Annotated in this window: 26 protein-coding genes; 14 read left to right on the top strand and 12 right to left on the bottom strand. The window is 67.7% G+C overall.

Going from position 1 to position 25,792, the window contains the following annotated elements; translation table 11 throughout:
• The first annotated feature begins 144 nt into the window (after positions 1 to 144).
• From folE to IFT87_RS01545, 4 genes are all read left to right on the top strand, one after another.
• Positions 145 to 771, top strand: coding sequence for a GTP cyclohydrolase I FolE (gene folE / locus IFT87_RS01560; protein WP_081874053.1), 627 nt, complete (start codon positions 145 to 147; stop codon positions 769 to 771).
• Complete coding sequence (locus IFT87_RS01555; RefSeq protein WP_037530184.1) at positions 768 to 1,541, top strand: SDR family NAD(P)-dependent oxidoreductase; 774 nt, start codon at positions 768 to 770, stop codon at positions 1,539 to 1,541. Before folE ends, IFT87_RS01555 begins: the two co-directional genes overlap by 4 nt.
• Positions 1,534 to 1,890, top strand: coding sequence for a dihydroneopterin aldolase (locus tag IFT87_RS01550; RefSeq protein ID WP_037530181.1), 357 nt, complete (start codon positions 1,534 to 1,536; stop codon positions 1,888 to 1,890). Before IFT87_RS01555 ends, IFT87_RS01550 begins: the two co-directional genes overlap by 8 nt.
• A gap of 105 nt (positions 1,891 to 1,995) precedes the next feature.
• Positions 1,996 to 2,673, top strand: coding sequence for a type 1 glutamine amidotransferase domain-containing protein (locus IFT87_RS01545; protein WP_084215186.1), 678 nt, complete (start codon positions 1,996 to 1,998; stop codon positions 2,671 to 2,673).
• Between the two features lie 42 nt (positions 2,674 to 2,715).
• Here IFT87_RS01545 and leuA read toward each other — a convergent pair whose 3' ends face one another.
• From leuA to miaA, 6 genes are all read right to left on the bottom strand, one after another.
• Positions 2,716 to 4,374 (bottom strand): 2-isopropylmalate synthase, encoded by a 1,659-nt coding sequence (leuA, locus tag IFT87_RS01540; RefSeq protein ID WP_192007260.1) that lies wholly within the window; start codon positions 4,372 to 4,374, stop codon positions 2,716 to 2,718.
• A 193-nt stretch (positions 4,375 to 4,567) separates the two neighbouring features.
• Positions 4,568 to 5,173 carry a YceI family protein gene (locus tag IFT87_RS01535; protein ID WP_056405452.1) on the bottom strand — a complete coding sequence of 202 codons (606 nt, stop codon included), beginning with the start codon at positions 5,171 to 5,173 and terminating at the stop codon, positions 4,568 to 4,570.
• Between the two features lie 491 nt (positions 5,174 to 5,664).
• On the bottom strand, positions 5,665 to 6,684 hold the full coding sequence (gene ilvC, locus IFT87_RS01530) for a ketol-acid reductoisomerase (RefSeq protein WP_031439771.1): 1,020 nt from the start codon (positions 6,682 to 6,684) through the stop codon (positions 5,665 to 5,667).
• A gap of 106 nt (positions 6,685 to 6,790) precedes the next feature.
• On the bottom strand, positions 6,791 to 7,306 hold the full coding sequence (gene ilvN, locus IFT87_RS01525) for an acetolactate synthase small subunit (RefSeq protein ID WP_031395186.1): 516 nt from the start codon (positions 7,304 to 7,306) through the stop codon (positions 6,791 to 6,793).
• Positions 7,306 to 9,054 (bottom strand): acetolactate synthase 3 large subunit, encoded by a 1,749-nt coding sequence (locus tag IFT87_RS01520; protein WP_037530175.1) that lies wholly within the window; start codon positions 9,052 to 9,054, stop codon positions 7,306 to 7,308. The genes ilvN and IFT87_RS01520 overlap by 1 nt, the downstream gene beginning before the upstream one ends.
• 82 nt (positions 9,055 to 9,136) lie before the next feature.
• On the bottom strand, positions 9,137 to 10,066 hold the full coding sequence (gene miaA / locus IFT87_RS01515; protein ID WP_192007258.1) for a tRNA (adenosine(37)-N6)-dimethylallyltransferase MiaA: 930 nt from the start codon (positions 10,064 to 10,066) through the stop codon (positions 9,137 to 9,139).
• Here miaA and serB point away from each other — a divergent pair.
• Together serB and IFT87_RS01505 are read left to right on the top strand one after the other, a co-directional pair.
• Entirely contained in the window at positions 10,059 to 10,940 is an 882-nt protein-coding gene (gene serB / locus IFT87_RS01510) for a phosphoserine phosphatase SerB (RefSeq protein WP_037530201.1), read from the top strand. The genes miaA and serB overlap by 8 nt on opposite strands.
• A 140-nt stretch (positions 10,941 to 11,080) precedes the next feature.
• A complete protein-coding gene (locus tag IFT87_RS01505; protein ID WP_192007256.1) occupies positions 11,081 to 11,815 on the top strand; it encodes a Crp/Fnr family transcriptional regulator in 735 nt (244 codons plus the stop codon).
• A gap of 22 nt (positions 11,816 to 11,837) precedes the next feature.
• Here IFT87_RS01505 and IFT87_RS01500 read toward each other — a convergent pair whose 3' ends face one another.
• A complete protein-coding gene (locus IFT87_RS01500; protein ID WP_192007254.1) occupies positions 11,838 to 12,905 on the bottom strand; it encodes an SPOR domain-containing protein in 1,068 nt (355 codons plus the stop codon).
• Positions 12,906 to 13,101: 196 nt separating this feature from the next.
• On the opposite strand from IFT87_RS01500, the gene IFT87_RS01495 reads away from it, so the two are divergent.
• The 3 genes from IFT87_RS01495 to IFT87_RS01485 are packed head-to-tail and all read left to right on the top strand — an operon-like array spanning position 13,102 to position 15,552.
• Positions 13,102 to 13,815 carry a ParA family protein gene (locus IFT87_RS01495; RefSeq protein WP_031441008.1) on the top strand — a complete coding sequence of 238 codons (714 nt, stop codon included), beginning with the start codon at positions 13,102 to 13,104 and terminating at the stop codon, positions 13,813 to 13,815.
• Positions 13,812 to 14,237 (top strand): hypothetical protein, encoded by a 426-nt coding sequence (locus IFT87_RS01490; RefSeq protein WP_414712109.1) that lies wholly within the window; start codon positions 13,812 to 13,814, stop codon positions 14,235 to 14,237. Before IFT87_RS01495 ends, IFT87_RS01490 begins: the two co-directional genes overlap by 4 nt.
• 19 nt (positions 14,238 to 14,256) lie before the next feature.
• Entirely contained in the window at positions 14,257 to 15,552 is a 1,296-nt protein-coding gene (locus tag IFT87_RS01485) for an SPOR domain-containing protein (RefSeq protein ID WP_192007253.1), read from the top strand.
• Between the two features lie 31 nt (positions 15,553 to 15,583).
• Here IFT87_RS01485 and IFT87_RS01480 read toward each other — a convergent pair whose 3' ends face one another.
• A complete protein-coding gene (locus IFT87_RS01480; RefSeq protein WP_192007251.1) occupies positions 15,584 to 16,801 on the bottom strand; it encodes a dihydroorotase in 1,218 nt (405 codons plus the stop codon).
• Positions 16,798 to 17,784, bottom strand: a complete 987-nt coding sequence (locus IFT87_RS01475) for an aspartate carbamoyltransferase catalytic subunit (RefSeq protein ID WP_031438980.1) — start codon at positions 17,782 to 17,784, stop codon at positions 16,798 to 16,800. The genes IFT87_RS01480 and IFT87_RS01475 overlap by 4 nt, the downstream gene beginning before the upstream one ends.
• Positions 17,785 to 17,911: 127 nt before the next feature.
• On the opposite strand from IFT87_RS01475, the gene IFT87_RS01470 reads away from it, so the two are divergent.
• On the top strand, positions 17,912 to 19,453 hold the full coding sequence (locus IFT87_RS01470; RefSeq protein ID WP_152555335.1) for a hypothetical protein: 1,542 nt from the start codon (positions 17,912 to 17,914) through the stop codon (positions 19,451 to 19,453).
• Here IFT87_RS01470 and ruvX read toward each other — a convergent pair.
• Together ruvX and IFT87_RS01460 are read right to left on the bottom strand one after the other, a co-directional pair.
• Entirely contained in the window at positions 19,450 to 19,917 is a 468-nt protein-coding gene (gene ruvX, locus IFT87_RS01465; protein WP_031438978.1) for a Holliday junction resolvase RuvX, read from the bottom strand. The two genes, IFT87_RS01470 and ruvX, sit on opposite strands and share 4 nt — an antisense overlap.
• Entirely contained in the window at positions 19,914 to 21,023 is a 1,110-nt protein-coding gene (locus IFT87_RS01460) for a DUF3089 domain-containing protein (RefSeq protein ID WP_031438977.1), read from the bottom strand. The genes ruvX and IFT87_RS01460 overlap by 4 nt, the downstream gene beginning before the upstream one ends.
• Before the next feature lie 127 nt (positions 21,024 to 21,150).
• Between IFT87_RS01460 and gatC the strand changes: the two genes are divergently transcribed.
• From gatC to gatB, 4 genes are read left to right on the top strand one after another with little or no spacing between them, the layout of a single operon-like run.
• On the top strand, positions 21,151 to 21,453 hold the full coding sequence (gene gatC / locus IFT87_RS01455) for an Asp-tRNA(Asn)/Glu-tRNA(Gln) amidotransferase subunit GatC (RefSeq protein WP_192007249.1): 303 nt from the start codon (positions 21,151 to 21,153) through the stop codon (positions 21,451 to 21,453).
• On the top strand, positions 21,453 to 22,937 hold the full coding sequence (gene gatA, locus IFT87_RS01450) for an Asp-tRNA(Asn)/Glu-tRNA(Gln) amidotransferase subunit GatA (RefSeq protein ID WP_031438975.1): 1,485 nt from the start codon (positions 21,453 to 21,455) through the stop codon (positions 22,935 to 22,937). The genes gatC and gatA overlap by 1 nt, the downstream gene beginning before the upstream one ends.
• Positions 22,931 to 23,347, top strand: a complete 417-nt coding sequence (locus tag IFT87_RS01445) for a hypothetical protein (RefSeq protein ID WP_235188237.1) — start codon at positions 22,931 to 22,933, stop codon at positions 23,345 to 23,347. Before gatA ends, IFT87_RS01445 begins: the two co-directional genes overlap by 7 nt.
• A complete protein-coding gene (gene gatB / locus IFT87_RS01440) occupies positions 23,344 to 24,825 on the top strand; it encodes an Asp-tRNA(Asn)/Glu-tRNA(Gln) amidotransferase subunit GatB (protein ID WP_037529668.1) in 1,482 nt (493 codons plus the stop codon). Before IFT87_RS01445 ends, gatB begins: the two co-directional genes overlap by 4 nt.
• A gap of 251 nt (positions 24,826 to 25,076) precedes the next feature.
• On the opposite strand, the gene IFT87_RS01435 is transcribed toward gatB, so the two are convergent.
• Positions 25,077 to 25,745 carry a retropepsin-like aspartic protease family protein gene (locus IFT87_RS01435; RefSeq protein WP_235188236.1) on the bottom strand — a complete coding sequence of 223 codons (669 nt, stop codon included), beginning with the start codon at positions 25,743 to 25,745 and terminating at the stop codon, positions 25,077 to 25,079.
• Positions 25,746 to 25,792 lie beyond the last annotated feature (47 nt).

Genomic DNA, 25,792 nt, shown 5'->3' with positions numbered 1-25,792 from the left:
CCCTTGTGTTCGGGTCGCGGACGGCCGCATGGCGCGCGGCGGGCGGGAGTCCGCTGCGATATTGTCGATATTATGATACCTCGGTCGGGCTTTCGTACCGAGGACCTTGCACGCCGGCCTGCGGCGGAATGATGGAGCGCTGTGATGATCGCCGAAACGCCTTTTGCCGATGCCGAGCCAGCCGTCGGCCCGGATGGCAAGCTGATCGTTCCGCAGGAGGTCGAGGCGGCGATCCGGACGCTGATCCGCTGGACCGGCGACGATCCGACCCGCGAAGGGCTGGTCGACACCCCGCGCCGGGTCGCGCGCGCCTGGAAGGAATATTGCGCGGGCTATGGCGACGATCCGGCGCGGCATCTCGAACGCGTGTTCGAGGAGGTCGGCGGCTATGACGAGATCGTCCTGCTGAAGGATATCCCGTTCCAGTCGCACTGCGAGCATCACATGGCACCGATCATCGGCAAGGCGCACATCGCCTATCTGCCGCGCAACCATGTCGTCGGCATCTCGAAGCTGGCGCGCGTGCTGCACGGCTTTGCCCGCCGGTTGCAGGTGCAGGAGCGGCTGACCGCGGAGGTGGCCGACTGCATCTGGGAGCAGCTGAAGCCGCAGGGTGTCGCGGTCGTGATCGAGGCGACCCATGCCTGCATGGCGGCGCGCGGCGTGCGGACGCCGGGGGTGACGATGGTCACCAGCCGGATGATGGGCGTGTTCCGCGAGGACGAGCGCAGCCGCAAGGAGGTGCTGTCGCTGATGGGCGCGCGCGCATGATCCGAACCGTCCTGGTCACCGGCGGGGCGAAGCGCTTGGGCGCCGCGATCGTCCGGCGGCTGGCGGCGGACGGGCATGCGGTGGTCGTGCATCAGGGGCACTCGCCCGAGGAGGCCGATGCGCTGGTCGACGAGATCGTCGCGACCGGCGGCCGCGCGGCGGCGGTCGAGGGCGATCTGAGCGATCTGCACGGGGTCGGCGATCTGTTCGCCGCGGCGCGGGGCGCGATCGGCGGTCCGATCGACGGGCTGGTCAACTGCGCATCGAAGTTCGCGTTCGATCGACCGCCCGCGGTCGACCCGGTGCTGTTCGCCGAGCTCGCTGCGATCAACTGCGGTGCGCCGGTGCTGCTCGCCTCGGCGCTGGCGTCGCAGGAGGATGTCCGTGACGGCGCGATCGTCAATCTGCTCGACCAGAAGGTCGCCAACCTCAATCCCGATTTCTTCTCCTATAGCTGCGGCAAGATCGCGCTGGAGGGGGCGACGGTGATGCTGGCGCAGGCGCTGGGGCCCCGGATCAGCGTCAACGCGGTGTCGCCGGGGCTGACCCTGCCGAGCGGCGACCAGACCGACGCGGAATTCGAGGCAGTGGCGAGCGACAACCTGCTCCAGCGCCCGGTCGGGGCGAAGGCGGTCGCAGATGCAGTCGCGTGGCTGCTGGGTGCGAAGGGCGTAACCGGACAGAATCTGTTCGTCGATTGCGGGCAGCGGTTTCTGGCGCGCGACAGCGACGTGATGTTCGACCGGCATCATGGGGAGCGCAATGGCTGAGTTCACGACGATCCTCGACGGGCTCGAGGTGATGATGCGGCTGGGCATTTATCCGCACGAGGTGGCGCCGCAGCGCGTGGTCGTCTCGGTCGAGATGACGGTCGTGTATCCGGGGCCGCTCGGCGAGGACGCGATCGGCGAGGTGCTCGATTACGATTTCGTCCGCGCCGGGATCCTGGCGATGGTGGCGGAGCGTCCGTTCGCGTTGCAGGAGACGCTGTGCGAGGCGATTGCGGCGCTGTGCCTGGGCGACGCGCGGGTGAGGCGGGTCGAGGTCGAGACGATGAAGACCGACATCTACCCCGATGCCGCGATCGGGTGCCGGATCGTGCGCGAACGCGTGATCTAGTGGAGGCGATAGTCCCACGACCGGGCGCATTTGGTGCCCGTGAGCGGCGCCAATCCTGGAGCCGGCTCGTTCCCTGCCCATAACCCCCTCATTCGGAGACTTATGGTGAACATTCTCGTCGTCCTCACCTCGCATGCCGATCTCGGCGATACCGGCCGCAAGACCGGCTTCTGGCTCGAAGAGCTTGCCGCCCCCTATTACGTGTTCAAGGATGCCGGCGCGACCATCACGCTCGCCTCGCCGGCCGGCGGCCAGCCGCCGCTCGATCCGAGCAGCGCGAAGCCCGATGCGCAGACCGATGCGACGCGCCGGTTCGAGGGCGACGCGGAGGCCAGCGCGGCGCTCGCCGACACGCGGAAACTGTCCGAGATGAAGATCGCCGACTTCGACGCGGTGTTCTATCCAGGCGGTCACGGCCCGCTCTGGGATCTGGCCAACGACAAGGCGTCGATCGCGCTGATCGAGACGGCCATCGGCGCGGACAAGCCCGTCGCGCTGGTCTGTCACGCGCCCGGCGTGTTGCGCGACGTGAAGGCGGCCGATGGCTCGCCGCTGGTCAAGGGGAAGACGGTCACCGGCTTCACCAACAGCGAAGAGGCCGCCGTCGGGCTCAGCGATATCGTGCCGTTCCTCGTCGAGGACATGCTCGCGCAGCAGGGTGGCAAATATTCGAAGACCGCCGACTGGGGCGTGCATGTCGTCGAGGACGGCTTGCTGATCACCGGGCAGAACCCCGCCTCGTCGGAAAAGGCGGCACAGACGCTGCTGGCGAAGCTCGGCTGAGAAAACGGCCACCGGCTTGACCGGTGGCCGCGCTTCCGGGTGTCAGGCGCGATTGGCGGCGCTGAGGACGGCACGGACCGAGGCGGTGGCGATGTCGGTGTCCATGCCGACACCGAACACCGTCTTGCCCGCCGCGGTCCGGCATTCGACATAGGCCGCCGCCTGCGCGTCCGCACCATGGCCGATCGCGTGCTCGTTATAGTCCACAACGTCGAGCGTCGGCCCGGTCGACTCCGCGATCGCCGCGATCACGCCCGAGATCAGTCCGTTACCGCGGCCTGAGATAGACCGTTCCTCGCCATCGATCGCGACGCGGCCGATGAAGACGCGCTGCCCTGCTGTACCGCTTTCCTCATAGTCGCGCAGCTCCACGCGGTCGTCGGCGTGCGGCAAATAGGTCCGCTCGAACAGCTGCCAGATATCCGCCGCATTCAGTTCGCGGCTCGTCTCGTCGGCATAGGCCTGCACATGGCGGCTGAAATCGGCCTGGAGACGCTTGGGGAGCTTCAGCCCCTTGTCCTGCTCGATCACCCAGGCGACGCCGCCCTTGCCCGACTGCGAGTTGACGCGGATCACCGCCTCGTAGCTGCGGCCCAGGTCGGCGGGGTCGATCGGGAGATAGGGGACCTCCCACAACGTATCGTTCTTCGCCTCCTGCGCAGCGAATCCCTTCTTGATCGCATCCTGATGGCTGCCCGAAAACGCGGTGAAGACGAGGTCGCCGGCGTAGGGCGTGCGCGGGTGGACTGGGATGTGGGTGCAGTAATTCACGGTGTTCACGACCGCGTCGATGTCCGACAGGTCGAGCTTCGGATCCACCCCCTGCGTGTACATGTTGAGCGCGACGGTCACGAGATCGCAATTGCCGGTGCGCTCGCCATTGCCGAGCAGGCAGCCCTCGACCCGGTCCGCGCCCGCCATCATGCCCAGCTCGGCGGCGGCGACGCCGGTGCCGCGGTCGTTGTGCGTGTGCAGGCTGATCGCGACTGAATCGCGGTTGCGGATGTGGCGGCCGAACCATTCGATCTGGTCGGCATAGATGTTCGGCGTCGCGCACTCGACGGTGGCGGGCAGGTTGAAGATGATCGGATTGTCGGGCGTCGGCATCAGGACGTCCTTCACCGCCTCGCAGACCTCGAGGCTGAACTCGAGTTCGGCGGTCGAGAAGGTCTCTGGGCTGTATTCGAACTGCCAGCGGACATCCGGCTGTTTCGCGGCCTCGTCGCGCAGCACCTTGGCGCCGTCGATCGCGATCTGCTTCACCTGCGCGCGGTCCATCCCGAACACGATCTTGCGCCATGCGGGCGATACGGCATTGTAGAGGTGGACGATCGCGGTCTTCGCGCCGACGAGGCTGGCAAAGCTCGTCTCGATCAGGTCGCGGCGCGACTGCGTCAGCACCTGGATCGACACGTCGTCGGGGATCAGGCCGGTCTTCACGAGACCAGAGATGAAATCGAACTCGGTCGCGCCCGCACTCGGGAAACCGACCTCGATTTCCTTCAGCCCGACCTTGCAGAGCAGGTCGAAGAAGCGAGTCTTCTTCTCGGCATCCATCGGGTCGATCAGCGCCTGGTTGCCGTCGCGAAGATCGGTCGACAGCCAGCGCGGCGGCGTGACGATCGTCTTCGACGGCCATTGGCGGTCGGGCAGGTCGATTTGCGGGAAGGGTCGGTATTTGGTCGATGGGTCGCGCAGCATGGCTCGTGTCTCTCGTGATCGGGAGCGTTCGGGTCAGCCCTTAGGCGCGAGGCGCGGGGGCTGGCCACCACGCAAACGATCGGCGCGCCTAAGGGCGCGTAAGTCGAAGCAGCAGAAGGCGACGGTGAGACATTGCGTCTTCCCTATCGCGCGGACACGGTAAATGTCCAGCGCGATAGGGTCGGCGTACGTATTATTGCGCAGCAAACGCCGCGTTGATCGTCAGGTCGACTTTGTCCGACACGACGGGGGCATAGGCGCCGATGTTGAAATCGCTGCGCTTGATCGAGGTCGTCGCGCGGAAGCCGAAGTTCAGCTTCTTGTTCATTGGGTTCGCGCCCGCACCGACGAACGTCGCCTGCAGCACGACCGGCTTGGTGACGCCCTTGAGCGTGAGATCACCGGTGATGGTCGCCTTGTCGCCGGTCGCAACGACCTTGGTCGAGACGAACTTGGCGGTCGGGTAGGTCGCGGCGTCGAAGAAGTCCTTCGACTTCAGATGGCCCGCGAAGGGTGCGGACGTGACCGACAGCTGGTCGATCGCGAAATTGACCTCGACCTTGGTCGCGTTCGGCTTGGCCGGATCGATCGTAATGCTGCCACCCGACGCGCCGAGCTGCCCCTCGAGCATCGAGAAGCCCATATGGTTGAGCTGCCACGTCACCTGCGTGTGGTTGGCATCGACCGCATAGGTGCCAGCGGCGACGCGCGCCTTGACGGGGGCGCCGGGGACGGCGGCAGTCTGCGCCAATACGGGAGCGGCGGTGAGGGCGAGGATGGTGGCTAGGGCTAGGCGCATGCGGGGTCTCCTGTTGAACGCGCGATGCTGGCCGAGCGAAGGGAGCGCGTCAAATGACGTTATGCCAACGCTGTGTTTCGAATTTGGGTCGGTGGGGGGTGGGGAAGGCACGCCCGCTGTTGTTCCCCCGCGGACGCGGGGGCCCAGCTGAACCACGGATACTGCCCGTGACCCTGGACCCCCGGTTTCGCGGGAAACGGGGACTGGGGGAGGGGCGCGCTTACTCCAAGTGCCACCACCCCGGCGAAGGCTGGGGTCCAGCTGGGGGACAGTGGTAACGCAAGACGGCGCTCCGTTACTCCGGCCTTCCCAACTGGGCCCCGGCCTGCGCCGGGGTGGGGTGGGGTGGGGTGGGGGGGCAAGCAGCGGCCCCTTATCGGTAGCCAAATACCCCCCGTTCGCCCTGAGCGCAGTCGAAGGGCCTGCCCCAAGCGGGGTGCTTCGACGTCGCTCAGCACGAACGAGCGTAGGGAAGGCGGCGAATACCGGCCTTAGTTCTTCGCCTTATCCACCAGCGCGTTCTTCCCGATCCACGGCATCATGCCGCGCAGCTCACTGCCGATCTTCTCGATCGGATGCGCCAGCGCCTGCTTGCGCGCCGCCTTCAGTTCGGGCTGGCCGGCGCGGTTGTCGAGGATGAAGTTCTTCACGAAACGGCCCGACTGGATGTCGGCCAGCACGCGCTTCATCTCGGCCTTGGTCTCCGACGTGATGATCCGCGGACCCGTGGTGATGTCGCCATATTCGGCGGTGTTCGAGATCGAATAGCGCATGTTGGCGATGCCGCCCTCATAGAGCAGGTCGACGATCAGCTTGGTCTCGTGCAGGCACTCGAAATAGGCCATTTCGGGGGCGTAGCCGGCTTCGGTCAGAGTCTCGAACCCGGCCTGGATCAGGTGGGTGATGCCGCCGCAGAGCACGGCCTGCTCGCCGAACAGATCGGTCTCGCATTCCTCGCGGAAATTGGTCTCGATGATGCCCGAGCGACCGCCGCCGACGCCCGATGCATAGGCGAGCGCGATGTCGTGCGCGTTGCCCGACTTGTCCTGGTCGATCGCGATCAGGCAGGGGACGCCGCCGCCGCGGACATATTCGCTGCGCACGGTGTGGCCAGGGCCCTTGGGTGCGATCATGATGACGTCGAGATCGGCGCGCGGCTCGATCAGGCCGAAATGGACGTTCAGGCCGTGCGCGAACGCGATCGTTGCACCCTGCTTCAGATTGTCGTGCAGGTCGGTCGCGTAGATCGCGGCCTGATGCTCGTCGGGGGCGAGGATCATGACGATGTCGGCCCAGGCGGCCGCCTCGGCGTTCGACTTGACCGCGAAACCCGCCTCGATCGCCTTCTTGGCGGTCGGCGAGCCCTCGCGCAGCGCGATCGCGACGTCCTTGACGCCCGAATCGCGCAGGTTCTGCGCGTGCGCATGGCCCTGCGAGCCGTAACCGACGATCGCGATCTTCTTGTCGGTGATCAGGTTCAGGTCGGCGTCGCGATCGTAATAGACACGCATTATATTGTTCCTTCTTTCGTCATTCCGGCGAACGCCGGAACCCAGGGTTCCAGGCGGCGCCGTTCGTGGTTCTGGGTCCTGACGTTCGTCAGGATGACAGGTAAATTCAGGCCGGCTCTTTGCCGCGGGCGATCGCGACGATACCGGTGCGGGCGACTTCGATCAGGCCGACTTCGCCCATGAGTTCGACGAACTTGTCGATCTTGTCGATCCCGCCGGTCACCTCGAACACGAAGCTCGACGTCGTCGCATCGACGACGCGGGCGCGATAGACGTCAGCCAGGCGCAGCGCCTCGATCCGGTGGTCGCCGGTGCCGCGCACCTTGACCAGCGCCAGCTCGCGTTCGACATGCGCGCCCTGCGCGGTCAGGTCGGTGACCTTGTGGACGGGGACGAGCCGGTCGAGCTGTGCGAGGATCTGCTCCATCGTCGCCGGCGACGCGCTGGTGACGATCGTGATGCGGCTGACCGCCTTGTCGGCGGTGATCTCCGACACGGTCAGGCTCTCGATATTATAGCCGCGCGCGGTGAACAGGCCGGCGATCCGGGCAAGGATGCCCGGCTCGTTGTCGACGATCACGGCGAGCGTGTGCCGCTCGGCCTTTTCCTGAGAAATATGCATCAAACCAGCGCCTTCGCTTCGTCGTCCATCGTGCCCGACACTTCGTTCGCCTGAAGGATCATGTCGGTATGCGCCGCACCGCTCGGGATCATCGGGAAGCAGTTCGTCAGCTGCGACACGCGGCAATCGACGATCACCGGGCCGTCATGGGCCAGCATCTCCGCAATCCCGCTGTCGAGCTGGTCGCGCGTCTCGATCAGGATGCCCTTCCAGCCATAAGCCTCGCCCAACCGGACGAAATCGGGCAGCGAATCCGAATAGCTCTCGGCATAGCGGCTCTCATAGGTGAGCTCCTGCCACTGGCGGACCATGCCCATATACTGGTTGTTGAGGATGAAGATCTTCACCGGCAACCGGTATTGGGTGGCGGTCGCCAGCTCCTGGATGTTCATCTGGATCGACGCTTCGCCGGCGATGTCGATCACCAGCGCGTTCGGATTGCCGAGCTGCGCGCCGATCGCGGCGGGCAGGCCGTAGCCCATCGTGCCGAGACCGCCGCTGGTCAGCCATTTGTTCGGCTTTTCGAAGCCGAAATGCTGTGCTGCCCACATCTGGTGCTGGCCAACCTCGGTCGTGATGATCGGGTTGCGTGCCTTGGTCGCGTCGAACAGCGCCCGGATCGCGCGCTGCGGCATGATCTCGTTCGGGTCGTTCTCGGGGAAGTCGAGGCACTTGACCGCACGCCAGCCGGCGATCCGCCGCTGCCAGTCGGTGGTGTCGGGCTTGGGATGCTGACGGCTCTTCCAGATCCGCACCATGTCCTCGAGCGCATGGCCGACATCCGCGATGATCCCGAGATCGACGCGCACCGTCTTGTTTACCGACGAGCGATCGATGTCGATATGCACCTTGCGCGAATTCGGGCTGAACGCGTCGAGCCGTCCGGTCACGCGGTCGTCGAACCGGCTGCCGAGCGCGACGACGAGGTCGGCCTGGTTCATCGCCATGTTGGCCTCGTACGTGCCATGCATCCCGAGCATGCCAAGCCACTGCTCACCGCTCGCAGGATAGGCGCCGAGGCCCATCAGCGTCGACGTCACCGGCGCGCCGGTGATGCGGACCAGCTCACACAGCAGCTGGCTCGCGGCCGGGCCGGAATTGATGATACCGCCGCCGGTATACAGGATCGGGCGTTCGGCCGCGGCGAGCATGTCCACCAGCTGCTCGATCTGCGACTGGTCTGCCTTCACCTGCGGGCGATAGGTCTTGTGCTGGATCGGGCCGGGCTTCGCATAGCGCGCGGTGGCGACCTGCACGTCCTTGGGGATGTCGACGACCACCGGCCCCGGACGACCCGAGGTGGCGATGTGGAACGCCTCGTGGATCACGCCGCCGAGCTTGGCGGGGTCCTTCACGAGATAATTATGCTTCGAACAATGGCGCGTGATGCCGACGGTATCGGCCTCCTGGAACGCGTCGGTGCCGATCAGCGCGGTCGGCACCTGACCGGTGATCACGACCATCGGGATCGAATCCATCAGCGCATCGGTGATCCCGGTGACCGCATTGGTTGCGCCGGGGCCGGAGGTGACGAGCACCACGCCGGGCTTGCCGGTCGAGCGGGCATAGCCCTCCGCCGCATGCGTCGCGGCCTGTTCATGGCGCACCAGGATGTGCTTGATCCGGCCGCTGCGAAACAGCGCGTCGTAGATCGGCAGCACGGCACCGCCCGGATAGCCGAACACGACCTCCACGCCGAGATCGCACAGCGCCTCGATCAGGATATCGGCTCCACTCTTCTCGGTCATCACGTCAAAATCCTTTCGAATGCGCCGCCTTTAGCGCCTCGTGGAGGGGGCGGCTACCGATATAAAAGATGCGTGTCAAACATCATTTTCGCAATATAGTTTCAAATTGCTGCAAGCGCGTTGAAAAATCGAGCGCAGCGGTGCGCGTCCAGGCGGCCGGCGGTTGGTGGCGAAGCCAGGTATATTGCCGCTTGGCATAGCGCCGCGTGGCGAGCGATCCGGCCGCGATCGCGTCGGTTTTCGACATCTCTCCGCGAACGAGCGCGGCGATCTCGGGAACGCCGATCGCGCGGCGGATCGGCGCGTCCTGCGGGATGTCGGTGCGGGCGAGGAGTGCGGTGACTTCCGCTTGGCTGGTCTCGGCCATCTCGGCGAAGCGCTGGTCGATGCGCGCGTTCAGCCAGTCGCGGTCGGGGATCAGGATCAGCGCGCGGACATCGAGACGGTCGCCGATCCCACCCACCCGTTCGGTCTGCCAGTCGGCGAGCGTGCGGCCTGTGCCGCGGACCACCTCCAGCGCGCGCGCGACGCGCGTGGTGTCGGCGGCGTTGAGCCGCGCGGCGGCGCGCGGGTCGAGCAAAGCGAGCGCGGCATGCGCCTCGGCGACGGGAAGCGCGCGGACCTGCTCGCGCAGATCGGGGTCGATCGCGGGGACGGGGGCAATGCCGTCGAGCAGCGTGCGGATATAGAGCCCGGTGCCGCCGACCAGGATCGGCAGTCTGCGCTCGGCGAGCGTGGTGTCGATTGCGCGCGTCGCTTCGGCGGCCCAGCGCGCGGCGGAATAGGTCGCGTCGGCGGCGTCGACATGGCCGAACAGGCGGTGCGAGACGCTCGCTTCCTCTTCGGCCGACGGACGCGCGGTGAGCATGCGCAGATCGGCATAGACCTGCGCGGAATCGGCATTGATGACGACGCCGTCGTGGGCGTCGGCAATGGATAGCGCGAGCGCGGACTTGCCGCTCGCGGTCGGCCCTGCGATGAGCGCGACCTTCGGGAGATTATTGATGTTCACGGCAACGCTTATAGCCTCGGGCACGCTGACCGCAGGCGATATTTCGACCGCGATGGACCGGCTCCGCGATGCGGGCTGCGCGCCGGGTGCGAGCGGCTGGATCGACGAAGGCGACGCCGCCGACCTGATCTTCGGCATGGCACCCGACGCGGCGCGGACCGCGCTCGAGGGGGCGTTCGGCAAGACCGATGTGGTCGTGCAGTCGAGCCTGACCCGGACCAAGACGCTGCTGATCGCGGACATGGATTCGACGATGATCACCGTCGAGTGCATCGACGAGCTCGCCGACTATGCGGGAATAAAGCCGCAGATCGCCGAGATCACCGAGCGCGCGATGCGCGGCGAACTGGACTTCGAGGCGGCACTCGATGCGCGCGTCGCGCTGCTTGAGGGGCTGGCTGAGAGCGACATCGAACGCTGCCTCGCCGAACGGGTAACGATCATGCCGGGTGCGCAGGCGCTGGTACGGACGATGCGCGCGCGCGGCGCGAAGGCGGTGCTCGTGTCGGGCGGCTTCACGCGCTTTGCCGAGCCGGTGGCGCGGACGATCGGGTTCGACGTCGCGATCGCGAACGTGCTGGAGATTGCGGACGGTACGCTGACGGGGCGGGTCGCTCGGCCGATCGTCGGGTCGCATACCAAGCTGGCGACGCTGCACGCCGCGCTAGCCGAGCACGGGATCACGGTCGAAGAGTCGCTCGCGGTCGGCGACGGCGCGAACGACCTCGCGATGATCAAGGCAGCGGGGCTGGGCGTCGCCTATCATGCCAAACCGATCGTCGCGGCAGCCGCGGCGGCACGGATCGACCATGGCGATCTGACCGCGCTGCTCTATGCCCAGGGCCTGCCGCGCGCCGCCTGGGTGACCGAATGAGCGCCGTCAAGCGCGTTTCCAGCCACCGAGTCCCTCTTTGGTAATCCAGGTTAAGCCACTGCGCCATATCCCGGCTTGCTAAGCTGTATCCAAAAATTAGGGGTCGATGCCAAAGACTTGCGATTGATTGGCTGAGACGAATGGATGCTGGCTGGGACTATGAGCGCTTCAAGGCGTTCACCTGTGCGGATGACGACGACATTGATACCTTCCGCCGGCTCGCCGGGCCAACGATCGGTTTGAAGCGTGGCGAGATCCTGCGGATGCAGGGGGAACCTGACCCACAGGTCTATATACTGTTGAGCGGCTGGGTTGCGTGCAGCATCATCGTCGGCGAGAGCGCGCGGCAGATCGTCAAGGTTCATCTGCCCGGCGATCTGGTCGGGATGCCGAGCCTTGCCGCCCCGACCGCGTGCGACACGATCGAAGCGGTCTCGGCGGCGAAGCTCAGCGTGATCGAGACCGCAGCGATCGGGCAGGTCTTCAGCAGCAACCCGCGGCTCGCGGCGTTGCTGTTCCTCGTCTCGCAGCAGGAGCGTGTCGTGTTGATGGAGCGGCTGGCGTCGATCGGGCGGACCAGCGCGGCGAGTCGGATCGCCGCGCTGATCCTCGAACTGCGCACCCGGCTGCGGCGCAACGACCCGACGATCGAGAATGTCGTGCCGGTGCCGCTGACGCAGGAGGATATCGGCGACATGACCGGGCTGACCCCGGTCTATGTCAACCGGACGCTGCGCCAGCTGCGGACCTCGGGGATCGCGACGTGGCGGCGCGGGGTCATCACGATCGACGACCGCGACGCGCTGGCGGTCCTCGCCGCGTTGCCGCAGAGTCCGGAACGCGACACGAGCTGGATCCCGAGCCGGCGCGGCTGAACGCCGGGCGTGTCGGGATGCGTCAGGGGGCGACGATGACGCAGGGCTGGCCTGACGCGGCGCAGGCGCGCGTCGCGTCCGCCCGGCTGGCGAACCCGCCCGCCTGCAGCCGCGTCACCGGTCCCGCCGTGACATAGCTGGGCTGCGCTCCGCCCAGCCTGCCCTTGACCTTGCCCCACAGCGTCTCGGCATTGCCGCGATCGCGGAACGCGCCAAGCTGGATCCGCCATTTCCCCGACCCGGCCACCGGCTTCGCTGCTGGCTTCGGCACGGGCTTCGGCGCCGGCTTGGGCGCGGACGCGAGCCGGGGCGGGGTGACCGGTGCGGGTCTGGTCGCGGCTTGCGAGGCAGCACGCTCCGGCGCAGCGCGCGGGGGCACCGGCGCGGGGGACACGGATGAGGCGGGGACCGTGGTGCGCGCGACCGGCGTCACCGGCCGGGGAGCGGGCTGGGGAGCGGGCCTGGCAGGGCCAGTGGCCGAGATCGGCGGCGGCGACGCAGGCGACAGTCCCGACCGCGCAATTTTTTCCTGCGCGGCATAGCGCTCGGCGAGCGCCGTGCCGCGCTGGCGGTCTTCGGGGGAGATATACTGGTCCATCTGCGCCAGCGTCTGCGAGGCCGACTGCAATCCCGACGTGCTCGCGCGCGACATCAGCGCATAGGCGCGCGGATAATCGCGCGGGACCGCGTCGCCGTTGAACAACATCGTCCCGAGCACGAGTTGCGTCCGCGGTTCGCCGCGCGCCACCGACTTTTCGAGCCAGGGCAGCGCGTCCGCCTTCTTGTTGGCCTGGAACAGCGCGAGGCCGTAATTGTCCTGCGCCTGGACATGACCCTGCAGCGCCGCCTTGCGGAACCAGCTTTCGGCGAGCGCGGGGTCGAGCGTGACGCCGCGGCCGAGCTTATAGGCCTGGGCGAGATTGAACTGCGCATCGGCGTCGCCCGCGATCGCGAGCGGACGCCACTGGTCGATCGCGGTCGCATAGTCGCCGCGGCTCCAGGCATCGACGCCGGCCTTCACGTCCGCCGCGGCCGGCACCGCGCCCAGCGCCGCTACCGTCGCCGCCGCGCCCAGAATCAGGTTGCGCATCGAGTACCTCGTTAAAGCCAAATGATGATCGTCATGTCGCGATAGCCCGGCGAAGGCAAAGATCGGGTTAAGCCGTGCGGCGGTCAGGTGCGGGGGCGCGGCACGTCGTCGTAACGGCTTGGGAACCACGCGTTAACCGCTTCTTATCCGCTGGCATGGCATCGCGTGCCTTGGTTGACGAGACGTAAGGGGGCTTATGCGCGTTCTGGCGATGGCATCGCAGAAAGGCGGGTCGGGAAAGACGACTCTGTCCGGGCATCTCGCGGTCCAGGCGGAGCGCGCCGGGCAGGGGCCGGTCGTGCTGATCGATATCGATCCGCAAGCGTCGCTGACCGACTGGTGGAACGAGCGCGAGGCGGAGGCGCCGGCGCTGGCGCAGACCACGGTCGCGCGGCTCGCCGCCGATCTCGAAATTCTTCGCCAGCAGGGGTTCAAGCTGGCGGTGATCGACACGCCGCCGTCGATCACGGTCGCGATCCAGACGGTGATCCAGATCGCCGAGCTGATCGTCGTCCCGACCCGACCGAGCCCGCATGACCTGCGCGCGGTCGGCGCAACCGTCGATCTGTGCGATCGCGCGGGCAAGCCGCTGATCTTCGTCGTCAATGCCGCGACCCCCAAGGCGCGGATCACGGCCGAGGCGATCGTCGCGCTCTCTCAGCACGGCACCGTCGCCCCGATGACGATCCACCAGCGCACCGATTTCGCCGCCTCGATGATCGACGGCCGCACGGTCATGGAGGTCGATCCCAAGGGCAAGTCCGCGGCGGAGATCGAAGCGCTCTGGACCTATGTCACCGACCGGCTCGAAAAGAATTTCCGGCGCACGGTGTTCAGCGTGCCCAACGCAGGCGCGGGGTTCGGGCAGCGCGGGCCCGCGCCAGGCTTCGGCCGGCGGGTGGTCGGATGAGCGCGATGCCCGCCCGCCCGCCCGTCCAGTCGCATCCCGAATCGGCCGACGTGCCGAAGCCGCTGGGCTCGCTGTCGGCGTCGCTGCTGGCGCGCAAGGGCGACGCCCGCCCGGCGATGCGGCCGCTCGCGCTGGGTACCGCCACGGCCGAACCCGTCGAGGATGATGCTGCTTCGGCATCGGTGACGCTCGCGACAGCACGCAGGATCGCCCGCGAGAGCGCAGCCAGAACGCGCAACGGCAAGGCCGCCTTCACGCTTCGCCTCGACAGCGATCGTCATGTCCGGCTTCGACTCGCGAGTGCAATGACGCGGCATTCGTCGCAACACCTCGTGACGCTCGCGCTCGATGCCTTTCTTCAAAATCTGCCCGAGGTCGACGCGCTCGTTGCGCAGCTTCCCGTGACCAGGGCCCCGAAATGAACCGGTGGGATCATAGCCGATGACGACACGAATCCTTCTTTCGATGGGGCTGTCGGCCCTTGTACTGGGCGGCACGATGGTCGGGTGCAGTGCGGGCGAGACCGGCCGCGGCCTGGCGTCGGCGAGCAATCGCAAGGCCGATCTCGAAGCCAAGGCGGGCGCGGTGAACGCGCACCGTGCAGAGGTCGCGCTGGCCCGGCACGATGGCGGCGCCGCGGTCTATTTTGCCGAGGCGGCGGTGGCGATGATGCCGCAATCGGCGGCGTATCGGCTGCTGCTCGCGCAGGGCTATCTCCAGGTGGGGCGGTTCACGTCGGCGCGGCAGGGGTTTGCCGATGTGCTGGCGCTGTCGCCGGCGGACGGGAAGGCGGCGCTCAACCTGGCGCTGACGCAGATCGCCGGTGGCGACACGCAGGGCGCGCGGCAGACGCTCGAACGCAACGCATCGATCATACCGCCGAGCGATCGTGGCCTCGCGCTGGCGCTGGCGGGTGATGCAGGCGGCGCGATCGGGCTGCTGACCGAGGTTGCGCGCTCGTCCGAAAGCAATGCGAAGGCCCGGCAGAACCTAGCGCTCGCGCTCGCGCTGGCGGGCCAGTGGCAGGCCGCGCGGGTCGTCGCGGCCGCCGATCTTGCGCCGACCGAGGTCGATGCAAGGCTCGAACAATGGGCCCGTTTCGCTCAGCCGACGACGTCATATGATCAGGTCGCCGGCCTGCTCGGCGTGCGCGCGGTCGCCGATGCCGGCCAGCCCGCCGCACTCGCGCTCAACCGCGCACCGCTCATGCCGACGGTCTCGCCGATCGAGGCGCTGGCCGCGGTCGAACGCAGCGCGCGGCCCGTCGCTCTGGCCGAAGCGGGATCGACTCCAGCCCCGTCGCGGATCACCTTCGCCGCGCCGCGCGAGGTCGTTCAGGCACTGCCCGGCGGCACGCCGACGATGCTCGCCAGCCGCAGCGAGGGCGCCGTGCTCGCCGCGCGTGCGCAACGCGGCGTGCGCGCGATCTCGGCAGGGACGGGCGACTGGTATGTCCAGATCGGCGCCTATGACAATGCCGGCGTCGCGAGGGCCGCCTGGAGCCAGGCCACGCGTCGCTTCGACGGCTTCTCCGGCCGCCAGCCCAACGGCATGGCGTTCAGGACGAACGGCGAGGCCTATTACCGCCTGTCGGTCGGCGGGTTCGGCCGCGACGAGGCCAATCAGGTGTGCCGGCGCTACCGCGCGACCGGTGGCGCCTGTTTCGTGCGACAGGGCGCCGGCGACCAGATGGCGCTTTGGCTGCGTGGCGGCGGCGTTGAGGTCGCGACCCGCTGAATGACAGGCGGGCTCCGACGCACGATGCCCGTCAGATCTCGCGGCCGCCTTTCCAGACGCGCAGTACCTTGCCCTGCACCGGCAGGCCGTCGAACGGCGTGTTGTTCGCGCTGGCGGCGAACGCGTCGCCGGTGATCTGCCACGGCGCCTGAGCGTCGAACAGCAGCAGATCGGCGGGCTTGCCGACCTCGAGCGTCCCGGTGTCGAGCCCGAGCACCGCGGCCGGGTTGCGGCTCAGCAGCGCGAACAGCCCCGACAGCGTGACCCGTTCGTCGCGCACCAGCATCAGCGCGAGCGGCAGCAGCGTCTCGGCCCCCGCCATCCCGGCGCTCGAATCGGCGAAGGGCAGGCGCTTTTCCTCGGGCCCGCGCGGATCATGCGCGGAGCAGATCACGTCGATCGTGCCGTCGGCGACCGCCGCCAGCGCCGCCTGGCGATCTGATTCGCTCCTGAGTGGCGGCGAGAGATGCGCGAAGCTGCGGAAGTCGCTGACCGCGATGTCGGACAAATGGAGATGCGCGGGCGTGATGCCGCAGGTCACCGCCACACCACGACGCTTGGCGGCACGGATCAGGTCGAAGCCTGCGGCGGTCGTCACCTGGCGGATGTGAAGCCGCGCACCGGTGTCCTCGGCCAGCATCAGGTCGCGCGCGATCGCCAGCGCCTCGGCGATCGCGGGGGCGGCGGGCAGGCCAAGCCGGGTCGCGGTTTCGCCTGCGGTCGCCACGGCGCCCGCGGTCAGTCCGCCATCCTCGGCATGCGTGACGACCGCGATGTCGAGGTCGCGCGCATAGGCGAGCACGCGGTGCATGACGCCACTGTCGGCGATCCAGCCCTTGCCGGTGCCGACCGCGCGCGCACCCGCCGACAGGCAGACTGCCATCTCGGCAAGGTCATGACCGGCGAGCGCCTGAGTCGCGGCGGCGATCGGGTGGATCCACAGGTCGGGCTTGCCGATCAGCGCAGCGCGCTGGACGATGCCGGGATCGTCGAGCACGGGCGACTGGTCGGGCATCAGCCCGACGCGGACGATGCCGCCCGCGCGGAACGCGGCCCGGTCAATCTTCGCCACGCCCAGATCGACGATGCCGGGGGCGAGGGTCTTGCCCGCGCAGTCGATCGTCTGCGCATCGGCGGGGATCTCGACCAGCCCGGTCGCCACGACGACGCCGTCGCGGATCAGGAGATTGCCCTTGGTGACGCCGCCGACCGGGCAGACGAGCGTCGCATTGGTGAGCGCGAGGATCATGCCCAGCCCTCCACGCCGCGCGCCCGGCGGGTCAGTACATCGAGGCACGCCATGCGCACCGCAACGCCCATCTCGACCTGCTCGGTGATCGCCGATCGGGCATGGTCGGCGACCGCCGAATCGATCTCGACGCCGCGGTTCATCGGCCCGGGGTGCATCACCAGCGCATCGGGCGCCGCGCGCGCGAGCCGGTCGAGCGTCAGGCCGTAGCGCATCCGGTATTCGCGCGTGGAGGGCACGTACGCGCCGTCCATCCGCTCGTTCTGCAGGCGCAGCATCATAACCACGTCGGCGCCCTCCAGCGCGGCATCGAAATCGGTGAACGGGGTGACCCCCATCTTGTGGATCGCCGCAGGCATCAGCGTCGAGGGTGCGCAGACCCGGACCTCGGCGGCGAGCGCGGTGAGTGCGAGGATGTTCGAGCGTGCGACGCGGCTGTGCAGCACGTCGCCGCAGATCACGACGCGCTGCCCCGCGATCGATCCGCGCCGGCGGCGGATCGTCAGCGCGTCGAGCAGCGCCTGGGTCGGATGTTCGTGGCGGCCGTCGCCTGCGTTCAGGACGGGGCAGTCGACCTTGTCGGCGATCAGCCGCACCGCACCGCTCGCCATGTGGCGGATGACGATGACGTCGGCGCGCATCGCGTTCAGCGTCATCGCGGTGTCGATCAGCGTCTCGCCCTTCTTAACGCTCGACTGCGCGGCGTGCATGTTGACGACGTCGGCGCCGAGCCGCTTGCCCGCGATCTCGAACGACAGCAGCGTGCGCGTGCTGTTCTCGAAGAACGCGTTGATCTGCGTGAGCCCGGCGAGCCGCTTGTCGGGGGTCGCGTGGGTGCGGTTCGCCTCGACCCAGGTTTCCGCCTCGTCGAGCAGGAACGCGATCTCGTGCGGCTGGAGCCCGTCGATCCCGGTCAAGTGCCGGTGCGGGAAGACGGCGCCGCCCTCGATGAGGGTGGCGGGGCGGTGATCTGAACGTTGCATCAAGCGCGCTGGGTAGTGGGCTGCGGCGGCGGGGGCAAGGTTCGTTGCTCGACGCGGGGTGGTTAACCCGGTTTTAGGGGCGGCCTGCGATCAGGAACACATGGTGGGGACTGATAACGAGACTGACGTGACCACGCAGCGCGCGCGGTGGTGGGAGCACGGCTGGTTTATGGTCGCGCTCGTCGTCGCGGCGGCGGTGCCGTTGTTGTGGCCCGCGCTGCCGCCGCTGGGCGATCTGCCGGGGCATATGGGGCGGTGGCACATCGCGATGGCGCTGGGGGATTCGCCCGATTTAACGCGCTATTATACGTTTCACTGGGCACTGATACCCAATCTGGGGATGGACCTGGTGGTGCCTGCGCTCGCCCGTATCTTCGGATTCGAGCCCGCGACGAAGCTGGCGGTGATCGCGATTCCGGTGGTGACGGTCATCGGCCTGTTATGGACCGCGCGCGAGGCGCACGGGCGCGTGCCGCCGACCGCGATCCTTGTGGTGCCGCTCGTTTATGCCTGGCCGTTCCAGTTCGGGTTCGTCAATTTCGCGCTGTCGCAGGCGCTGGCCTTTTGCGCGCTGGCCGTCTGGATCCGCTGGGGGCGCGCGGGGCGGTTTGCGGTGCGCGCGGTGGCATTCGTTGCGATCGCTCCCGTGCTGTGGGTGGCGCACAGCTTCGGCTGGGGGATGTTCGGGTTGATGGCGGCGGCCGCCGAACTCGCGCGGTTGCGGGCGGCGGGGCGGGGCTGGGGCGCAGCGCTCGGCGGGACCATCACCCAGTGCCTGCCGCTCGCGGGGCCGCTGGGTATCATGGCCTTCCAAGCGGGGCTTGGGTCCGGGCACGGGGAAGCCGGGCTCGGTGCGTCGGACTGGTTCAACATGCCCGCCAAGGTCGGGTGGATCCTGTCGATCTTCAGGGACCGGTGGCAGGCGTTCGACCTTCTGTCGCTGATCCCGCCCGTCCTTGTCCTCTATGCCGCAGCGCGCAGCCGTGATTGGCGGTTTTCGCGGATCCTCGGCTGGCCTGCGCTGGCGTGTCTGGCGGCGTTCGCTTTACTGCCAAGGTTGTTGATGGGGGGCGCCTATGTCGACATGCGGATCGCGCCCGCCATGGTGATGCTCGCGCTGATCGCGATCGCGCCGCCGGTGACCGGGAAGACGACACGAACGACCGCGTGGCTGGCGGTGCTGTTCGTCGTTGTCCGACTGGGCGGCACGACATTGAGTTTTGTCGAGCGCTCTGCCGAGCAGCAAAGCGAGCTTTCCGCCATTGCTGCAATCCCGCGCGGCGCGGCGGTTCTTTCGCTGGTCGCACGGCCCTGTTTTGGCGCATGGACCGATCTGCGGCGCGATCACCTGCCCGGGCTGGCGATCGTCCGGCGCGACGTCTTCACCAACGTTCAGTGGGTGATCGAGGGCCAGCAACTGCTGAGCATCCGGCATCAGGCCGCCGCCCCCTATCTCGCCGATCCGAGTCAGAGCGTTTTTCCTGCCCAATGTTCCGATATCGGGTCCAACTTCAGCGCAGCGATCGCCGGCTTCCCGCGCGCGGCGTTCACGCATGTCTGGACGATCGGGTATCCACCGGGGGCTGCGCAGGCCGCGGACTTGCGCGTCGTGTGGACCAACGGGACGTCGACTTTGTACCGCGTGGCGGGGCGCCGCGTCGTCCGCTAGATCTGCGCGGTCACCAGCGCGTCGATCGCGCCCTGGAGGATGTACGCCGCCGCCATCTTGTCCACCAGCTCGGCGCGCTTGGCGCGGCTGGCGTCCTGTTCGATCAGCGTGCGCGTGACCGCGACGGTCGACCAGCGTTCGTCCTGGAGCAGGATCGGCAGCCCCATGTCCTTCAGGTTCTGCGCGAACGCCCGCGTCGATTGCGAGCGCGGACTTTCGCTGCCGTCGAGGTTGATCGGCAGGCCGATGACGAGCCCGACGACCTTCTGCGCCGTGATCATCTCGGCAAGCGCGGCCTTGTCCTTCTGGAACTTGGTGCGGCGGATCAGCAAGGCGGGGCTCGCGAACGACCAACCGGCATCGCACAGCGCGGTGCCGATCGTCTTGGTGCCGACGTCGAGGCCGATCAGCCGTCCGCCATTCGGGAGCGCATCGCGAAACTGCGCGGGGGAGACCGTGATCATCGCGTGAACGCCGCAAGACGGCGGTTGGCGTCCGCGCGCACATTCGCCCAGAACAGCGGATAGTCGTACACGTGGTAGTTGTTCCCGGGGAGCACGTAAGGCCCGAGATCGGGGCCCTCGCCGATCAGCAGGATACCCCGGTTGCCGCAGCGCGCGGGCACGTTGCCGACCGACAGCGTCGCGCTCGACAGGTCGGCGGACGGGACCAGCGTGCCGAGATTGGCGGTCGCGGGCGCGCTCGCATCGGCGGTGCCGGTCAGCGGGTTGGTGCAGATCATCGGCGTGCCCTTGCGCGGCTGCCCGTCGAACCCCGTGGTCCGGTCATAGGTCTCGACGACCAGCGACGGATCGGCGGGCTCGGAAAAGCTTTCCCATGACAGGATGCAGCCGGTCTGGTCGGCGCTGCGGCATTCGGCCAGGCCCATCCGCGGCAGGTCGGTGACGCGCGAGACCGGCCAGCCGACGACATAGGCGGCGACGATCCGCGCCTTCAGTTTCGGGTCGGTCGCGATCCGGTCACGCAGCAGTCGGGTGAGGTGGAGCGCGCCCTGGCTGTGTCCGGCGAGGATGATCGGGCGGGTCGGGCCGGCTTCCTTGAGGAACCGGTCGAACGCGGCGGTGACGTCGCCGTATGCGAGCGCGAGCGCGCGTTCGCTGTCGGCCTCGCTGGTCAGGAACGCGCCGAAGGTCGCCTGGCGATAGCGCGGCGCCCAGATGTCGCCCGCGCCGTTGAACGCGCTCGCCTGGCCGCGCAGGAACAGTTCGGCTCGGGCATTGGTCTCGGGATCGTCGATCGGCGCGTTCCAGTGGTCGCGGCTGATGTACGAGGTCGGGTGGATGAAGAAGATCGCCGCGCCCGTTCCCGGGGTCCCGGGCGCATAGCCTTCGGGTGTCCAGAGCGCGGGATTGCCGGGGCGATCGGGGCGCGCGAGCCACAGGATCTTGCGCGCATAGATGTTCGCGGGCGCCTTGCGCTGCGCCTGGAACGTCTCGCTCGGGACCATCGCGATCCGCATCAGCTCGGTCCCGAACAGGCGATAGGCGAGCAGCGCGGCGATCGCGAGGACGATCATCGCGGTAACGAAATAGAGAAACTTGCGGGCCAAGCGGGACCTTCCGTGCAGGCGGTGCCGTCCCCGTGCCGCATGCGCGGCGCGGTTGCAACGGGTGCGTTTCCGCGGGGGAACACGAAGGGTGTTGCGCGCTCGCGCCGCGCGGTGCTAGCCGAGCGCCATGTCCGTAGATACTGCAACCGTGAAGCGGATCGCGAGCCTTGCGCGCATCGCGATCACCGACGAGGACGCCGCGCGTATCGCGCCCGAACTCGGAAACATCCTTGGCTGGATCGAGATGCTGGGCGAGGTCGATACGACCGGCGTCGAGCCGATGACCGCCGTCATCCCCAACACGCTGCGGCTGCGCGACGACGTCGTCAACGCTGATCCGCTGACCGGCGGCAATATCCGCGAGCAGGTCCTGGCCAACGCCCTCGTGGCAGAGCACGGCTTCTTCGCCGTGCCCAAGGTGATCGAATAATGACCGACCTTACCGATCTCGGCATCGCCGGCATCCGCGACGGCGTGCGCGACGGCAGCTTTTCGGCGCGCAACGTCGCCGACGCGTTCATCGTCAAGGTGAGCCAGGCCAAGGCGCTCAACGCGTTCCTGGTCGAGACGCCCGACCATGCGATCGCCGCCGCCACCGCCGCCGATACCGCGCGCGCCGCCGGCGAGACGCTCAAGCCGCTGGCCGGCGTCCCGATCGGCATGAAGGACCTGTTCTGCACCAAGGGCGTCACGACGACCGCGGCGAGCCATATCCTCGAAGGCTTCACGCCGACCTATGAGTCGACCGTCTCGCAGAATCTGTGGGATGCGGGCGCGGGGATGCTCGGCAAGCTGAACATGGACCAGTTCGCGATGGGGTCGTCGAACGAGACCTCCGCGTTCGGTAACGTGATCTCACCCTGGAAGCGCAACGACGGCGGCAACGCCGCGCTCGCACCCGGCGGGTCGTCGGGCGGCTCCTCGTCGGCGGTCGCCGCACGGCTTTGCCCCGGCGCGACCGGCACCGACACTGGCGGTTCGATCCGCCAGCCCGCCGCCTTTACCGGCATCAGCGGCATCAAGCCGACCTATGGCCGCTGCTCGCGCTGGGGGACGATCGCGTTCGCCTCGTCGCTTGACCAGGCTGGGCCGATGGCGCGCGACGTGCGCGACTGCGCGATCCTGCTCGAGGCGATGGCCGGGTTCGATGCGAAGGACGGCACCTCGCTCCAGCTCGACGTGCCGAAATGGGAAGCGGGTCTGTCGGCCAGCCTCGCCGGCCTGCGCGTCGGTATCCCCAAGGAATACCGCGTCGACGGCATGCCCGAGGAGATCGAGGCGCTCTGGCAGAAGGGCATCGACTGGCTGAAGGACGCCGGCGCGACGATCGTCGAGGTTTCGCTCCCGCACACCAAATATGCGTTGCCCGCCTATTACATCATCGCGCCAGCCGAGGCGTCGTCGAACCTCGCGCGCTATGACGGCGTGCGCTACGGCATCCGCGACCTGCCCGCGGGCTCGGGGCTGCAGGACATGTACGCCGCGACCCGCGCCGACGGCTTCGGTCCCGAGGTGAAGCGCCGCATCATGATCGGCACCTATGTGCTGTCGGCCGGCTACTACGACGCGTACTATACGCAGGCGCAGAAGATCCGGACGCTGATCGCGCGCGATTTCGAAAAGGCGTGGGAGACGTGCGACGTCCTGCTCACCCCGACCGCCCCATCGGCGGCGTTCGCGCTTGGTGAAAAGTCGTCCGATCCGATCGCAATGTATCTGAACGACGTCTTCACCGTGCCGTCGTCGCTCGCGGGTCTGCCCGCGATGTCGGTGCCGGGTGGTCTCGACAAGCAGGGGCTGCCGCTTGGGCTTCAGATCATCGGCAAGCCGCTCGACGAGCAGGGCGTGCTGAACGCCGGGCTCGCGATCGAGCAGCGGGCGGGGTTCACTGCCCGGCCCGAGGCGTGGTGGTAACCGATCGCGCCTTCGTCACGCGCAACGTCGCCGTGCTGCGCGAAGCGCAGAACGCGCTCAACGTCGCGTTCGGGGCGATCCTCAGCGCCTATGTCGGCGTGTCGCTGACCGAGATCGACAACCGGCCGTTCGATCACGCCGTGCTCGCGCGCTTCTTTCTCGGGCTCGCGGTGTTCATCCTGTGCCTTTGCGTTGGCAACAGCGTGATTTTGCGCGGCGATTACCGGCTGGGCGCGGTGTTCCTGGTGCTGGCCGGCGGTGCCGCCGCGGCCGCGCATCACGAGGCGCTGGTGCTCGGTTTCGAGGGCGCGATCCTGCGTATTCTTTCGGCATGCTGGGTGGTCGGCCTGCTCGGCAGCAACGCGGCACTGACCGCGATCAACTATATTCATCATCGGAACCGGATATGAGCGACTATCGCATTCAGGGCGACACGGGCGAGTGGGAGGTCGTGATCGGCCTCGAAGTCCACGCGCAGGTGACGTCGAACGCCAAGCTGTTCTCGGGCGCGGCGACCGCGTTCGGGGCCGAGCCCAACACACAGGTCAGCCTCGTCGACGCGGCGATGCCCGGCATGCTGCCGGTGCCGAACCGCGAGTGCATCCGCCAGGCGGTGCGCACCGGCATGGCGATCGAGGCGCAGATCAACAAATGGTCGCGGTTCGACCGGAAGAATTACTTCTACGCCGATCTGCCGCAGGGCTATCAGATCAGCCAGCTCTATCATCCGATCGTCGGCGAAGGCGCGATCGACATCAGCCTCGACGAGAAGAACCCTGACGCCGCGGGTAAGCGGATCGGCGTCGAGCGCATCCATGTCGAGCAGGATGCGGGCAAGCTGATGCACGACCAGCATCCGACCCAGTCCTATGTCGATCTCAATCGCTCGGGCGTCGCGCTGATGGAGATCGTGTCGAAGCCCGATCTCGCATCGCCGGCCGAGACGGGCGCGTATCTGCGCAAGTTACGGTCGATCCTGCGCTATGTCGGATCGTGCGACGGCAACATGGAAGAGGGCTCGATGCGCGCCGACGTCAATGTCAGCGTGCGCAAGCCCGGCGACGAGCTCGGCACGCGGACCGAGACGAAGAACGTTAATTCGGTGCGCTTCGTGATGGCGGTGGTCGAGCAGGAGGCCAGGCGCCAGGTGGAGGTGCTCGAGGCCGGTGGCAAGATCGTGCAGGAGACGCGGCTCTACGATCCCGATCGCAACGAGACGCGGTCGATGCGGTCGAAGGAAGACGCGCATGATTACCGCTACTTCCCCGATCCCGACCTGTTGCCGCTGGTGCTCGACGATGCGTTCCTCGAGGAATGCCGGGCGTCGCTGCCCGAACTGCCTGATGCGAAGCGCGCGCGGTATGAGGCGCTCGGGATCACCGCCTATCAGGCGACGGTGCTGACCGCCGAGGTCGAGGCGGCGCGCTGGTTCGACGCGCTGCTCGATGCGGGCGTGAAGCCGGCGGCGGCGGCGAACTGGACGACGTCGGAGCTGTTCGGTGCGCTCAACCGGACGGGCAGGGACATCGCCAACTCGCCGGTGTCGCCGGCGCAGGCAGCCGAACTGCTCGGGCTGATCGCCGATGGTACGCTGTCGGGCAGCCTTGCCAAGCAGGTGTTCGAGGTGATGCTCGAGACCGGCGACGGCGCGGCCAAGGTCGTCGAGGATCGCGGGCTGAAGCAGACCAGCGACACCGGCGCGATCGAGAAGGTCATCGCCGAGGTGATGGCCGCGAACGCGGACAAGGTCGCGGATTACCGCGGCGGCAAGGACAAGCTGTTCGGGTTCTTCGTCGGCCAGACGATGAAGGCGATGGGCGGCAAGGCGAACCCGGCGGTGGTGAACGAAGTGCTGAAGAGCGCGCTCGGGGACTCGGTGGCGCCGTAAGCCCTGTTCTCCCGGTCTCTGTTCTCCCGCGAAGGCGGGAGTCCAGGGTAACCGCGCGCGACGCTGCTGGACTCTTGGGCCCCCGCCTCCGCGGGGGAACGAGGAACTTGTGAGTAACTTCCCCCTCGGCACCACCCCGGCGAAGGCCGGGGTCCAGTTGGCAAACGTCGCTGATCAGGCGCTGCGTTCCGTTACCTCGACCTCCCAACTGAACCCCGGCCTTCGCCGGGGTGGAGGCTCTCAGCTCCGCGTTACGTCTCCACCTTCTGCGGATGATGCGGCACCAGGATCAGCACATTCTCCTCGACCCGCCACGATGCGAGTCGCGACAGGAAGTTCATCCCCAGCACGTTGGTGTCGCCGAACGCGGGCGACACCACCACCTGAAGGTCGCGGGCGACGATTGCGCCGAGCTTCAGTTCGCCGATCCGGCCCGACTGCGCGGGAATCGCACCATTGGCGGTCTGGAGCACGATCGGCACCACGCTCGTTCGCGCATCGATCCCGGCCGCGTCGGCCGTCTTCGTCGAAATCGCGGTGATCGTCGCACCGCTGTCGATCAGCAACCGGCGCTCGACCCCGTCGATCCGCGCCCGCGCCCAGAAATGCCCGTCGGGGGACATTCGGATCCGCACCTCGCCACCGACAACCGTCTGGTCCTCGATCCGCAGCAACTTGGCGATCTTGCCGAGATAGGGATCGAACTGGCTGCGCTGGCCGATCGCGACGAACAGCAGACCGACCAGCGCCAGCGTCATGACGAGATTGACGACCGTCCGCAGGATCGGGATCCGCTGCGCGAGGACGAAGACCAGCACCGCGACACCGAGCGCCACGTACAGCGTCTGATGCTGGGCCAGGTCGGGGAGCAGCCCGAAAAGCGGGGTGCTGGCGGGCGTGGAAATGGGCGGTTCCTGCAAGAAGGGGGTGGACAGCCTGTGCTATCCACCCCCGCATTTATGGTTGC

It is taken from the genome of Sphingomonas sp. CFBP 8765, from assembly GCF_014841445.1.
Taxonomy (GTDB): Bacteria; Pseudomonadota; Alphaproteobacteria; order Sphingomonadales; family Sphingomonadaceae; genus Sphingomonas; species Sphingomonas aerolata.
Note: the sequence above shows the minus strand (reverse complement) of the source record. Positions and strands in the feature narration are given on the sequence as shown.